Consider the following 13,588-nt stretch of genomic DNA (forward strand, 5'->3'; position numbering starts at 1 on the left):
GACGCGAGTGCCTTCGCCTCACCCGCTAGCCCTCGACACGGTCTGGCGCGGGCGTCGCCAGGAGCTCGACCAGCGTGACGAGCACGCCCGCGACGACGGCGGTCCACACGACGAGGGCCGGGGTCGGGTCGGCCGCGAGGAGGAGGACGAGCGCGGCGAGGGCGATCACCACGGTGCGTGCGAAGCCCTTGTGCCGCCCGAGCCACACACCCACCGGACCCGCGGTCGCGCCGCGGTCCCGCGCCCACGACCGCACGCCGCCGAGACCGCGGGACATGCTCGCGCGCAGGCTCGTCGCGGACGCGCTCCCGCCGGCGAGGTAGGCGACCAGCGCGACGACGAGACCGAGGACCCCCACGGTGCGCAGCGTGAAGCGCAGGAACGACACCACCTGGTCGAACACGACCTCGGCGGCGTCGAGGCGCACGACGGCGCCGCTGAGCGCGTCGAGGTACAGCCCGCGCGCCACGGCGAGCGCGATGCCGAGCACGACCATCGCGACCGCGAGCGCCAGCCCGGCGACGACGAGCGCACGCAACCGGTGCGTCGCCGCGAGGACGCCCGCGGCGAGCAGCCCCAGCGCGACCCACGGCAGCCAGGTGGCGAGCGCGACGAGCTGGGCGTACCGGTTCTGGACCTCGACGAGCTGCGTGGTCTGCGCGATCGTGAACGTGGCGTCGACCTCGGGGATGTTCCCCGCCACGTCGAGGCCACGGTCCACGAGCCGTTCCTTGAGCAGCTCGATCATCCCCGAGAGCTGGATCGTCAGCTGCCCGTCCTGCCCGACCTGGAGGACGCTTCCGTCCTCCCCGCGCATCACCTGGACGAGCTGCTCGTGCGCGACCCGGTTCGCCTGCACCCACGCCGTCTCGAACTGCTCGCTCTGCACGACGCGGTCGGCGGCCCGACGGACGAACGACTCGACCCCGCTCGTGAGCGGCGCCTCGAGCGCGTCGATCGCCCGGGTGGCGCGCTGCGCGGCACCCTGCGCCTCGACCGCCGTCGTGACCTCGTCCAGGAGCACCCCCACGTCGATCCGTTCCATGACGGCCTGCGTGAGCCGGCCCGCCACGGCGGACTGGACCACGGGGTCGGCGGCGAGGGGTCCGACCGTCTCGACGTAGCGGTCGGTGTCCGTGAGCTCTCGCTGCGCCCAGGCGGCGACGGCGCCCGCGGGGGCCAGGAGCGCCCCGAGCAGGATGAGGACGACGGACGCGGCGCTGCGCATCCGGTGGCGCGGCGCCCGGGTGCCCGGGGCAGACGCCCCGGCCCCGGTCGTCGCCCCGGTCGTGGCGTGGGTGGCCTCGAGCCGCCGTCGCAGGTCCGCGTTCTCGCGCTCCAGCGCGTCGAGGCGCGCGGCGAGGTCGCGTCCGTCCCGCTGCTCGTCCACGGGAGACCCCTACTGCCGGGCCATCGCGATACGCATCCGCTCGTCGGGGTCGACGACGTGGTCGTGCGTGTCCGTGCCGACGTCGAGCAGCACGCGGTGCAGGCGCCCGGTGAAGCGGCTCGTGCGCGTCGTGTAGTCCGGGGAGACGCACGTCCCGGACTCGTACCCGATGTCCGTCGTCTCGTCGGCGGAGAACACCATGGGCTGGGTCGCCTCGACCCGCCCGGTGCCCACCGGCGCGTCGTCGTGGTGGAGGGTGACGGTCCCGCCCTTGGCGAGGCCGCCGCCGTCGTACGCGAACTCCATGCGCAGCGCGTGGGCGCCGGACGGGACGGGCTCGTCCGCCGACACGGTGAACAGGTGGATGCCGAGCACGTTGTACGCGAACGTGAGCCGACCGTCGTGGACGTACAGGCTCCACCCGCCGAACCGCCCGCCCTGGGCGATGAGGACGCCCCCGACGCCGGCCTCCGGCACCTCGACCTCCGCGGTGACGGAGAACGACCGGTTCTTCATGCTCACGACGCTGTTCTCCGACAGGCGGCCCATCCCGGGGTAGAAGACCTGGGACGTCCCTCGGATGAGGGTGGGGCGGCCGGCCATCGACGGCTCCAGGCGCTCGGACGTCCGGTCGTCCATCGGCAGGACGTTGTACTTCGTCGCCTCGATGAGCCACAGCCGCTGGAGCCTCGCGAGCATCTCCGGGTGCTCGGCGGCGAGGTCGCGCGCCTGGCTGTAGTCGCGCGAGCCGTCGTAGAGCTCCCACACGTCGTCGTCGAACGCGGGAAGCTCGCCGCCGACCATGACCCACGGCGTGCGGTGCTTGGTGACGGCGCTCCAGCCGCGGTGGTAGATGCCGCGGTTGGCGAACATCTCGAAGTACTGCAGGTCGTGGCGCTCCGGCGCCTCGGCGTCGTCGAGCGCGTAGAGCATGCTCGTGCCCTCCATGGGCGACTGCTGCACGCCGTTGACCACCGTCGGCTCGGGCAGCCCCGCCGCCTCGAGGATCGTCGGCGCGATGTCGACGACGTGGGTGAACTGCGAGCGCAGGCCGCCCTTCTCGGCGATGCGGCTCGGCCAGTGCACGATCGTCCCGTTCCGGGTGCCGCCCCAGTGCGACGCGACCTGCTTGGTCCACTGGAAGGGCGTGTCCATCGCCCACGCCCAGCCCACCGCGTAGTGGTTGTACGAGCTGGGCGAGCCGAACTCCTCCATCTTCGAGCGCATGAACTCCGGGGTCTCGAGCGCGGCCATGCCGTTGAAGTTGGCCATCTCGTTGAACGCGCCGTTCACGGTGCCCTCGGCCGACGCGCCGTTGTCGCCGACGATGTAGTAGACGAGGGTGTCGTCGAGGACGCCCAGCTCCTCGAGCGTGTCGATCAGCCGGCCCACGTGGTGGTCGGTGTGCTCCAGGAACCCCGCGTAGACCTCCATCTGGCGCGCGAGCACGGGCTTGAGGTCGTCGGGCATGTCGTCCCACGCGGGGATCTCGTCGTGCCGCGCGGTGAGCTCGGCGTCCGGCGGGACGACGCCGAGCTCCTTCTGCCGCGCGAAGGTGCGCTCGCGCTGGACGTCCCAGCCGTCGTCGAACGCGCCGCGGTACTTCTCGATCCACTCCGCCGGCACGTGGTGCGGCGCGTGCGTCGCGCCCGGGGCGAGGTAGACGAAGAACGGCTTGTCGGGCATGAGCGCCTTCTGCTGGCGCACCCACGCCGCGGCGTGGTCCACGAGGTCCTCCGTGAGGTGGTAGCCCTCCTCCTCCGTCGCGGGCGGCTCCACCGGGGTCGTGCCCTCGTAGAGCGCGGGGTCGTACTGGTTGTTCTCGCCGCCGATGAAGCCGTAGAAGGTCTCGAACCCTCCCGCGCCCGTCGGCCACGCGTCGAACGGACCCATCGGGGAGGTCTGCCAGACCGGGACCTCGTGGCACTTGCCGAACTGCGCCGTCGAGTAGCCGTTGAGGCGCAGGGTCAGGGCGAGCGGCGCCTTGGTGTTGGGCCGCAGCGAGCTGTTGCCGGGCGCCGACGTCGCGGTCTCGGTGATGCTGCCCATGCCGACGGAGTGGTGGTTGCGCCCCGTGAGCAGCGCCTGCCGCGTGGGCGCGCACAGCGCCGTGGTGTGGAATCGGTTGAGCCGCAGCCCGCCCCCGGCGAGGCGCTCCGCCGTCGGGGTGGCGCACGGGCCGCCGAACGCGCTCGACGCGCCGAACCCGACGTCGTCGAGCAGGACCACGAGCACGTTGGGCGCGCCCTCGGGCGGGAGCAGCGGCTCGATCGGCGGGTACGACGTGTCCGGGTCCTTCGCGTCGTACGTCGTCAGCCCGCCGGCCGGCCGGTCGGGGATCGGGAGCATCGCGCGGGCGTGACGGTCGGGGCGCATGGGTCCTCCACGGGTCCGGTGCGGACGGAACCCTTCCGACGCTAGGGACGTCGGATGCACCCCACATCACCCAGACCGCGTGAGAGCGAGCCGGTCAGGGGACGCGGAAGGTCACGGTGCGCACCGGGTTGTCGAACTCCGTCGTGCGCATCGATACCTGGACCGTCCATTCGCCCCCGGTGGGGAGCACGACGTCGCCGGCGTAGACACCCGGACCGAGCGAGACGACCGCCACCTCCCCGAGGTCCACCTCGTCGGACGTCAGGCTGAGCCGTGGCGCCTCGTAGCCCTCGGCGGGCTCGCCGGCGGCGTCGGTCATCGTGATGGTGAGGGTGGCCGGCCCGACGGCCGGCGGGTCCAGGGCCACCTGCGCGGAGATGTGGCCCAGCTGCACCGGCTCCTGGGCGCTCGACTCGGACCCGTCGACGGCGGTGACGGCCCCGACGGTCGTGGGGCTCCGGTCCACCAGGAAGCCCGTGACGACCAGGACCGCCACGAGCAGGCCCGCCTCGGCGACCGCGACACGGACCACCGGCGTCGCGGGCGACCCACGGTCGCGGCCGCGAGGGGCGGCGCGCAGGCGCCGCAGCAGGACGAACCGGTTCCACGCGGCGAGGGCGATCGCCACCAGCGCGACGAGGACCTTGACGAGGAGGAGAGCCCCGTAGCCGGAGTCGGAGCCGACGAGCACCTCCCAGCTTCCGGCGACCCGCCAGGCCAGGAAGGTCCCCGCGACCACGAGCACCGCCAGGATGCCCGCGGCCCAGGTCGAGAAGCGGCCGAGCACGACGGCGGCGGCGTCGCTCCGCGCGAGGTCGCCGAGCACCAGGGCGATCGCCACCAGACCTCCCAGCCACAGGGCGCCCGCGGCCAGGTGCAGCACGTCCACGGCGACCACGAGCACCTCGGGCGTCGCCGCCCTCGTGTGGCCGGTGAACGCCGGTGCCGTGACGGCCAGGACGCAGCCCACCAGCACGAGGACGACCCGCCTGCGGTCCGGCGCGCCGTCCCGCGGGAGCGACGCCACGGCCAGCACCAGACCGAGGACCACGGCGGCGGGCACGACGTACTCGGCCGGCGCGAGCGATGACAGCGACGACAGCGCCGAGCCGTCGGTGAGCGCCGAGGGAGGCAGGCCGAGCTGGTAGAGCGCGACCAGCGGCACGGCGAGCCACCAACCGAGCGCCGCGACGGCGGCCGCCCAGCGCGCGACCGGCCGGAGCCGACTGCGCGAGCGGTCCGCGACGCGGTCGCGCGGGAGGAACAGGACGGTGAAGGCCGCCACTCCCGCGGCCACGAGGAGGCCGACGTAGCCCAGCGCGCGGACCAGGCCCAGGAGGGGCGGCGCCTCGGTGGTGGCGTCGGCGCCCGTCGCGGGCGCGTCCACCACGGCGCTCGGGGCGCCCACGGAGAAGCTCAGCGAGCCGCCGATCGGATGCCCGTCCTCCGACACGAGGCGCCACACGACCACGAGCGTGCCGTCCGCGACCTCCTCGTCCAGGTCGACGAAGAGCTGCGACGCGCTCACCGTGGCCGACGAGGCGACCTCCTCCCCCGTGGCGTCGAAGACCTTGATCCCCGCGGGGACGCCGATCACGGACTCGTCGAAGCTGAAGGTGATCCGCTCGGGGGCGGTCTCGAGGACGTCGCCCTGCGCCGGGTCCGTGCGCACGAGCGTGGCGTGGGCGGCGGCACCGCCCGCGGGGCCGAGGAGGAGGGCGCACACGACGGCGAGCAGGAGCAGCACGCTCCCGGCGCGCCTCCCTGCGTCTGTGCGCGTCACGGGCGCTTCACCGCCGTACCCGACGCCGCAGCAGGACCGCCACGCCCGCCAGGGCGCCGGCGACCACGACGGCGATCGCTCCGTAGGCGACCGCGACGCGCGGCCCCCCGGCGGCGGCCGCGCCCACCGCCTCGCCGGAGGTCACGACGATGACGGGCGCCGGTCTGTCGAGCGCGTCGCCGCTCTCCTCGTGCGAGTCGTGGCCCTCCTGGTGCGCGGCGTCGGTGGCGTGACCCTCCTCGGCGACCTCGGTCCAGGCCGCCTCCCCCTCCTCGCACTGCTGGACGACCGGCAGGACGAGCATCGCGCCGACCTCGTCGGGCAGGCGCACGGAGAGCTCGAGCTCTGCGAGCTCGCCGTCCGGGAGCGGCTCGTCGGTCGTCCAGGTCACGCGGTCCGCGGCCTGGTCCAGCGCCCAGCGGTCCGTGCCGGAGGCGGTCACGTCCGCGACGCCGTCGGGTATCCGCACGGTGATCCCGGTCGTCGCGGACCCGCTGCACCCGTGCGGGATCGCGACCCGCAGGACGGCCGTCGCACCCGCCGCCGTCGTGGAGGGGGTGATGGTCACGTGGGCCGACGCCGCGGTCGAGCCGAGGACGACGAGGACTGCGGCGACGAGCCCGGACAGGGTCACGCGGCGGACGACGGTCGTGCGAGGCATGGCGACTCCGAGAAGTGGGGTGGATCACACCGAACCAGGAGGGCGGCCTGATGTCAAGGATGTGAACTGGGGTCGAGATGATGGACAGGGCTGGATGCTGCGCGTACCGTCGTTCACGTCAACGAACCCAGGTCGCTGTCTTGAACCCGCCCCGTGCGAAGCGGCCGCCATCGGAGGAAAAGATGCCCAACATCACCGTCGAGCTGCTGCGTGGCCGCACTCTCGAGCAGCGACGCGACTTCGCCCAGGCCGTCGCCGACAGCGCCGTCGAGATCCTGGGCGCCCGGCGCCAGGACGTCCGCATGGTCTTCAGCGAGATCACCCCCGACGTCGTCGCCAACGGCGGCGTGCTCGCCAGCGAGGACGAGAGCCGCGCCGGCGTGGTGGCCTCGCTGTCCGACGACTGACAGAGGTCGCCGGGACGACGGGCGTGGGCCCGGAGGAAGCTTCCTCCGAGCCCACGCCCTTCCTGTGCGTCAGGCGCAGCTGGCGGCGGAGTACGGGGCCTGGAGCGCCTGCCCCCCGACCTCGATGCTCGCCGTTCCCGCCGCGACCGCCGCGGACCGCGTCGCGAACGACTGGTACGCCGACGCACCCGGCGCGACGCCGGCGACGGTCCGTGCGCCGAACGGGGTGGAGAGCGTCACGTCGAGCGGCACGTCCCCGGTGTTGAGCGCGCGCACCGCGACGTACGCCTTCCCCGCCAGGCAGCGGCCGACCGCCTGCACCTCCAGGTCGGGCACCGCCGCATCCACCGTGACGGTCACCGTCGTCGCCGCCGACGACGCGGTGCCGTCGGACGCCTGGTAGGTGAACGTGTCGGTGCCGGCGAACCCGCTGTCGGGCGTGTAGGTGAACGATCCGTCCGCCTCCAGGACGACCTCGCCGTTCGTGGGCTGCGTGAGCCCCGTCGCGGTCAGGGCATCGCCGTCGGCGTCGGTGTCGTTGGCCAGGAGCCCTGGCGCCTGGACCGTCAGCGGCTCGTCCGGCGCCGCGGCGTAGGCGTCCGCGGTACCCACGGGTGCCGCGTTGGCAGGCGTCCCGGCGTGGAGGTCGCCCACCTGCTCGGCGGTCAGCTCGTAGCCGAACATCCGGAAGTCGTCGATGAACCCGTCCCACCGGCCGTCGCCCCAGCTGGTCCCGCCGAGGAGGTTCATCGTCGTCTGACCGCCCACCCCGACGTCACCGATGTCGACGGTGAAGTCGTCGCGCGTGGCCTGGAGCTCGCCGTCGAAGTAGATCTTCCCGACCGAGCCGCTCTGCGTGAACACCACGTGCGTCCACTCGTTCAGCGGCAGGTCGTTGCCCTGTCCCAGGACCAGACGTTCCTGGGCGCTGCCCGGGGTGCCGGGTGCCTTGAACGTCGCAGCGAAGCCGGTCGGGCCGCTGGTCTGGGTGTTGGACTGCAGCAGGAAGAACGTGTCGGTGCTGCTGCCGATCTGCACGAGCGGGACCCAGGTGGGCAGCGCGTCCGGGCGGGCCCAGACGGAGACGCTGAACTGGTCCTCCATCCCCGCCTCGATGTTGTCCGGCAGCCGGACATGGTTGCCCGTCCCGGCGGCACCGCCGGGCAGGTTGAGCGCCGGGCCGAACCGGCCCTCCGTCGTCCAGCCCGAGGCACCGGTGAGGGTCGCCGCCCCGACCGAGCTGTCCAGACCGGTGTTGGCCGCGGTCGATCCCTGACCCTCGTCGAAGGCGTAGTGGATCGGGGTCCCCTCGCCCGGTGGCGGCCGCTCGACCGTGTGCTCCACGGTCTGCGCGGAGTCGCGCCACCCGTCGTCGGCGAGGAAGCGGACCTCCACCTCGTGGTCTCCCGGGGAGAGCGCCACGTCGGTGAACGTCGCCGCGCCGTCCGTCACGTCGACCTGCCCGCCCCTGCGGGTCCCGTCGACCCACAGCTCGGCGACGCCCGCGGGGGCGGCACCGGCCTCGTCCTCGACGGCGGCCGAGACCGTGACGGGCTCGCCGAACGGCGACGGCGAGGCGGGCTCGACGGCGACCGTGGTCGTCGTCGCGAGCGCGCTGCCGTCGGCGTACAGGGCCGCGACGTCGGCGTCACCGAGCGTCGACGTGTAGACGCGGACGTCGTCCATGAGGCCGTCGTAGGCCGGGTCCGGGTAGCCGTTGCGCCCGAGCCAGTTGTTCGTCGTCGGCCCGACGTCGGTCATGTCGATCGTCAGGTCGTCGCGGGACGCGATCGGCTCGCCGTTGAGGTACAGCGTTCCGGTCGCCCCCTGCCGGGTGAAGGCGACGTGGTTCCACTCGTCGACCTCCACGTCACGCGTCGGCACGGCGTAGACCCGTTCCTGCAGGTCGTCGCCCTTGGCCTTGAACGTCGCCGCGAGGCCGGTGGCCCCGGCGGCGTTCGTCTGCATCTGGATCTGGAAGAAGCTGCCGGCTCCTTCGAGCCCGTCGCCGAGGTGGAACAGGCCGATCCAGTCCGACCTCACGTCGGGCCGCACCCAGAACGAGGTGGTGAAGCTCTCCGCGCCCTGGAGCAGGTCGTCGGGCAGGTCCACCGCGTTGGCGTTGCTGCCACCGCTGAGGTCGAGCGCGCCGCCGAGGACCCCGCTCTCGCTCCACCCGGTCGCACCCGTCAGCGTGGCCGCGCCCACCGACGCGTCGGTTCCGGTGTTGGCCGCGGTCGTTCCGGAGCCCTCCTCGAACTCGTAGTGCACGGGGACGTCGGAGGCGCCGGGGTCGGCGCCCACGACCACGAGGTCGTCGATCATGACGCCCGCACCGGAGTCTCCTGCGGCGATGGTCAGGTCGTGCGACCGTGCCCCGGCCACGAACGACCCGACGTACGTGCCGAACCCGTTCTGCGACGACACGTCCGTCGCCGCGGTCAGGGTCGTCGACAGGTCACCGACCGTGAGGTCGGCGGTGCCGGGTGCGGTGCCGGCGGACCGGCTGTCGCGGGCGTAGCGCAGCGAGAGTCGGTACTCGCGCCCCGGGTCGAGGCCGTCGAGCGTCCGGGTCAGGCTGCCCTCGGCGCCCACGCCGAGGTGGTACCCGGTGAGGCCCAGACCGCCCTGGCTGGGCTCGGCCGCACGGACCAGCTGGACCGTGCTGTCGACCTCCCACGGGGACATCCGGCCGTTGCCCGGCTCGACGTCGACGACGGCGGGCGGGTTGGCGGAGCGCCACTCCGCGGGCACCCGCGGGTACTCGAGCTGGTCGACCAGGTGCGGGGCGACCGTGTCCATCTCGACCTCGGGGTCGATCTGGACGATGTCGGCCACCGACGGCGTGCCGTCCTCGTCGAACACGAACAGCATGTACGCACCGGGCGGGGCGTACGTGCCGTCGACCGGGGTCTCGATCGTCAGGGTGTCGCCGTCCTGGGCGAACGCCAGGTCCTGGAAGTTCTGGTCGTTGTTGAAGCCGTGCGTCACCGAGCCGTTGCGGACCAGGGTGACCCGGGAGACCGCGCCGTCGGCCTGCACGTCGAACGTGCCGGCGTAGCCGACCTCCTTCGGCACGCCCGTGACCTCCGGGCGCACCGCCGGCTCGTCACCGTCGAAGAGGTACGCCGGGGAGTAGAACTCGACGTCGGTGTAGTTGCGCGGGCCCGGCGTACCGCCGCCACCCACCATGAGGCGGCCGTCGGGCAGGAGCAGCGCGACCGAGTGGTACAGGCGGGCGTGCTCGTAGGGCACGTCCACCGTCGTCCACTCACCGGTGTCGGGGTTCCAGATCTCGGCCTCGGTGACGTAGCCGCCGTTGCCGTTGTTGTCGCGCGAACCGCCGGTGACGATCACGTTCCCGTCGGGCAGCACGGTGGACGTGGCCCAGTGCCGGGCGTGCTCCATCGGCTCGGTCGCCTCGACCACGGGTGCGTCGGTGCCGCCGGTGATGTCGACGGTGAAGCCGGCGCGGGCGCCGGCGGGACCGCCGCCGTTGGCCCACCAGCCGCCACCGACCTGCAGGATCTTGCCGGGGCGGTACATCGTCGCGGTGGACGTGGCACCGACCGGGTTGCCGAGCCCGCCCTGGTTCGCGACCCCGGCGGGCAGGGTGCCCCGGAGGATCACCTCGCCGTCGCCCGAGGGGTCGAGCTCGTACATCTGCGTGCCCGTGATGTTGAAGACGTTGCCGTTGCCCGGCGCGACGAACGCGCGCGGGTACCACCAGCGGTTCTCGTCGGGCCCGTTGCCGTTGCCACCGTCGCCGTAGGCCGCGGCGCTCGTGGCGCCCTCGAGGAGCCGCCAGGAGCTGCCCTCGTCGGGCGTGTAGATCTCCGGGGTCAGGACTCCGGGGCCACCCGGGCCACCCTCGAGGCTGCCGCCCTGCACGACGACCGAGCCGTCGGGAAGGGTGGTGCCCGTGGGGTACCAGCGCGGGAAGTTCATCGGTGCCTCGTTGCGCAGGCCCTGGTTCGTCGTGTAGCTCGTGACGCCGATCGCCGCGTCGTTGGGCGCATTGCCGCCCAGGCCGTCGTCACCGCCCACGGTCATCGTGGCGCGCCGGTGCGGCATCTGGACCTGCATGGAGCAGAACAGGTCGGTGTACGTCGTGTTCGCGACGAGCCCCGATCCGACGTTGGCCGCCGTCCGTTCCTCGTCGGGGTCCCAGACGTCGATCTCCATCTGGCCGCCCTGGTGGACGCACGAGTTGCCGCCGAAGTCGTAGGGCGTGCCGTCGGTGCAGCCCGCCGAGACGCTGCCGAAGGACTGCACGCGGCCGTCGGACGTCAGCGCCGCGTTGATCGGGACCAGCGGCCAGGGCGTGACCCCGCTCCAGGAGCCCTGCTCGGCCTTGACCGGCGGTGAGCAGTCGGCCGGGAGGAGGCCGGCGGAGTAGGCGAGACCGTTCTTCATCTGCGTGCGGATCGGGGCCTCGGCGTACGCCGTGCCCTCGTGCCCCATGCCCGAGTACCAGGACCGACCGCCGTCGATCTCCTGGCACCAGGTGATCGGGTGGCTCGTGCCGTTGCGCCCCATGCCGTACGACGACTCGTCGGCCTCGAGGAGGGTGCGCACGTTCGGCGCCGGGTTGACCACCCAGTCGTACCACTCGTCGCTGCGGGTGAGCTCGGCCGGCAGACCCTGGGTCAGCGGGTGCGTCGTGTCCTTGACGACGACCCGGCCCGGGCGCACCGCGGGGTTCTCCGGGTGGCCCTCGGACACCGCACCGACGAGCCGGGCGTAGAACGGGTTCACGTCGTGCTCGCTCTGCCCGACCGACCAGCCGGCGTAGTGCAGGCCCATGTAGCCGCCGCCGCCGCGGATGTAGGACTCGAGCGCGGCCCGCTGGTCCACGTCGAACAGGACCCCGCCGGTCTGGGCGAAGACCACCGCGTCCTTGTCCGCGAGGTTCTCCATGCTGAACGCGGCCGGGTCCTCCGTCTCCTGGATCTCGACCGGTTGCGAGTACTCGGTGCCCAGCTGGGTCGCGAGGTCGCGCACGGCCTGGCGGGCCTGGACGTGCGAGGCGTGGAAGTTGGGCTTGTAGAACAGCAGGACGCGCAGCACGCCGTCGGCGACGGTGCCGGTCCCGGCCGGCAGGGCCTGCTGGGTCGACGTCACCGCCGGGGCGGCGTGCGCGGCGCCGGTCGCGAGGGGTAGAGCGACCGCCAGGGCGGCCAGCATGGCCGCCAGGCGCACGCGCGCTCGGCGGGGGCGGCGCGTGTCACGCCGCCGGTCGGGTCTGCGGAACAGGTTCATCGTTGAATCCCTTTCGCACGGGTCTCACGGACATGAGGGCAGCCCGAGCAGCCGGACCCCCGGACGGGGGCCGGCCACCCAGACCTGACTCTGGTTCTTGCTGTTCTTGCTGTTCCTGCTGCTTCTTCCTGTTTCCGGTGTTCCGGTGTTCCGGTTCAGCGCCTGCGGAACCCGCTCAGCGGAGCTCGGCGATGACCGTCTTGAGCTCCGTGTAGTCGTCCAGGCCGAACGACCCCAGCTCGCGGCCCCACCCGGACTGCTTGAAGCCACCCCGCGGGAGGGTGACGTCGTCGGCGTGCCAGGTGTTGAGCCAGACCGTGCCGGCCCGCAGCCTGCTCCCGACCCGGTGTGCCGTGCCGAGGTCGCGCGACCACACGCCCGCGGCCAGGCCGTACACGGTGTTGTTGGCCGCCGCGACGACCTCGTCCTCGGTGTCGAACGGGATCGCGGTGACGACGGGACCGAAGATCTCGTCGGTCTGGACGGCCATCTGCTCCGTGACGTCGGTGATGAGCGTCGGGGAGAAGAAGAAGCCGCGGTCCGCGGCCGGGTCGGGGCTGCCCGCCGCGAGCGTGGCGCCGTCGGCGACCGCGCCCCGGACGTAGCCCATGACCTTCTCGTGCTGCTCCTGCGAGACCAGCGGCCCCATCGTCGTCGCCGGATCGAACGCGTCGCCGACCCTGATCGCCCGCGCCGCCGCGGCGACGCCCTCGATCACCTGGTCGAACACCTCGCGCTGGACGTACAGGCGAGAGCCGTTGACACAGCACTGGCCCTCGTTGAAGAAGCCCGCCAGGGCCGCGCCGGCGATCGCGGCGTCGAGGTCGGCGTCGGCGAAGACGATGTTGGGCGCCTTGCCGCCGAGCTCCAGCGAGACCTTCTTGAGGTTCTTCGAGGCGCCCGCGGCGATCTTCTTGCCGACCTCGGTGCTGCCGGTGAAGGCGACCTTGTCGACGCCGGCGTGGTCGACCAGGGCGGCGCCCGCGTCCCCGAAGCCGGGCAGGACGTTGACGACCCCGGCCGGGACACCGGCCTCGAGCAGCAGCTCGCCGAGGCGGAGCGCGGTGAGCGGGGTCTGCTCGGCGGGCTTGAGCACGACGGTGTTGCCCGCCGTGATCGACGGGATCACCTTGAAGCAGGCCATCGTCAGCGGGAAGTTCCACGGCACGATCCCTGCGACGACGCCGATGGCCTCGCGGCGGGTGTAGGCGTGGAACTCGCGGCCGGGCACCGACATGGGGATCGTCGTGCCCTCCATCTTGGTGGCCCAGCCGGCGAAGTAGCGGAACAGCTCGGCGGCCACGCCGACGTCGCCGCGGGCGGACGCGAGGCTCTTGCCGTTGTCGAGCGACTCGAGCTGCGCGAACTCCTCGGTGCGCTCCTCGATCATGTCGCCGATGCGCCACAGCAGGTGCGAGCGGTCGCGCGGGGTCATCCTCGACCAGGGGGAGCCGGACTCGAACGCGGTGCGGGCGGCCTGGACCGCCCGGTCGGCGTCGACCGCGGACGCCTGGGCGACCTGGACGAGGACCTCTTCGGTCGCGGGGTTGACCGTCGCGAAGGTCTGGCCGTCCTTCGCGTCCACCCACTCGCCGTCGATCAGCAGCTGCTTGGGCGAGGAGAGGAACGAGGAGACGGCGGGCAGGAGGTGGGAGCTCTCGGACATGGGAGCCTTCCAGGTGTCGGGGACGGGATCGGGCGGACGGGTA

The 13,588-nt window shown here is 72.9% G+C and carries 7 protein-coding genes; 1 reads left to right on the forward strand and 6 read right to left on the reverse strand.

The genetic code is table 11. The annotated features are described in order from the left end of the window. Positions 1-25 precede the first annotated feature (25 nt). From AC4H2H_RS15450 to AC4H2H_RS15465, 4 genes are all read right to left on the reverse strand, one after another. Entirely contained in the window at positions 26-1,390 is a 1,365-nt protein-coding gene (locus AC4H2H_RS15450; RefSeq protein ID WP_494371702.1) for a hypothetical protein, read from the reverse strand. A 9-nt stretch (positions 1,391-1,399) separates the two neighbouring features. After that, the gene (locus tag AC4H2H_RS15455) at positions 1,400-3,766 is read right to left on the reverse strand and encodes an arylsulfatase (RefSeq protein WP_494371703.1); all 2,367 of its coding nucleotides are present in this window, start codon (positions 3,764-3,766) and stop codon (positions 1,400-1,402) included. Positions 3,767-3,860: 94 nt separating this feature from the next. After that, complete coding sequence (locus AC4H2H_RS15460) at positions 3,861-5,549, reverse strand: copper resistance CopC/CopD family protein (RefSeq protein ID WP_494371704.1); 1,689 nt, start codon at positions 5,547-5,549, stop codon at positions 3,861-3,863. 7 nt (positions 5,550-5,556) lie between these two features. Then, positions 5,557-6,210, reverse strand: coding sequence for a YcnI family copper-binding membrane protein (locus AC4H2H_RS15465; protein ID WP_494371705.1), 654 nt, complete (start codon positions 6,208-6,210; stop codon positions 5,557-5,559). Between the two features lie 182 nt (positions 6,211-6,392). Here AC4H2H_RS15465 and AC4H2H_RS15470 point away from each other — a divergent pair, with 182 nt between their 5' ends. Then, positions 6,393-6,617, forward strand: coding sequence for a tautomerase family protein (locus AC4H2H_RS15470; protein ID WP_494371706.1), 225 nt, complete (start codon positions 6,393-6,395; stop codon positions 6,615-6,617). A gap of 69 nt (positions 6,618-6,686) precedes the next feature. On the opposite strand, the gene AC4H2H_RS15475 is transcribed toward AC4H2H_RS15470, so the two are convergent. Together AC4H2H_RS15475 and AC4H2H_RS15480 are read right to left on the reverse strand one after the other, a co-directional pair. Continuing rightward, positions 6,687-11,879 carry a LamG-like jellyroll fold domain-containing protein gene (locus tag AC4H2H_RS15475; protein ID WP_494371707.1) on the reverse strand — a complete coding sequence of 1,731 codons (5,193 nt, stop codon included), beginning with the start codon at positions 11,877-11,879 and terminating at the stop codon, positions 6,687-6,689. Positions 11,880-12,054: 175 nt separating this feature from the next. Next, positions 12,055-13,545 carry an aldehyde dehydrogenase family protein gene (locus tag AC4H2H_RS15480; protein ID WP_494371708.1) on the reverse strand — a complete coding sequence of 497 codons (1,491 nt, stop codon included), beginning with the start codon at positions 13,543-13,545 and terminating at the stop codon, positions 12,055-12,057. Positions 13,546-13,588: the final 43 nt, after the last annotated feature.

This window comes from Cellulosimicrobium sp. BMG9.22, assembly GCF_059159975.1.

Coding starts and splice junctions, on each gene's coding strand:
- AC4H2H_RS15480 (WP_494371708.1), bottom strand. CDS start 13,545: ATGTCCGAGAGCTCCCACCTCCTGCCCGCCGTCTCCTCGTTCCTCTCC.
- AC4H2H_RS15475 (WP_494371707.1), bottom strand. CDS start 11,879: ATGAACCTGTTCCGCAGACCCGACCGGCGGCGTGACACGCGCCGCCCC.
- AC4H2H_RS15455 (WP_494371703.1), bottom strand. CDS start 3,766: ATGCGCCCCGACCGTCACGCCCGCGCGATGCTCCCGATCCCCGACCGG.
- AC4H2H_RS15470 (WP_494371706.1), top strand. CDS start 6,393: ATGCCCAACATCACCGTCGAGCTGCTGCGTGGCCGCACTCTCGAGCAG.
- AC4H2H_RS15465 (WP_494371705.1), bottom strand. CDS start 6,210: ATGCCTCGCACGACCGTCGTCCGCCGCGTGACCCTGTCCGGGCTCGTC.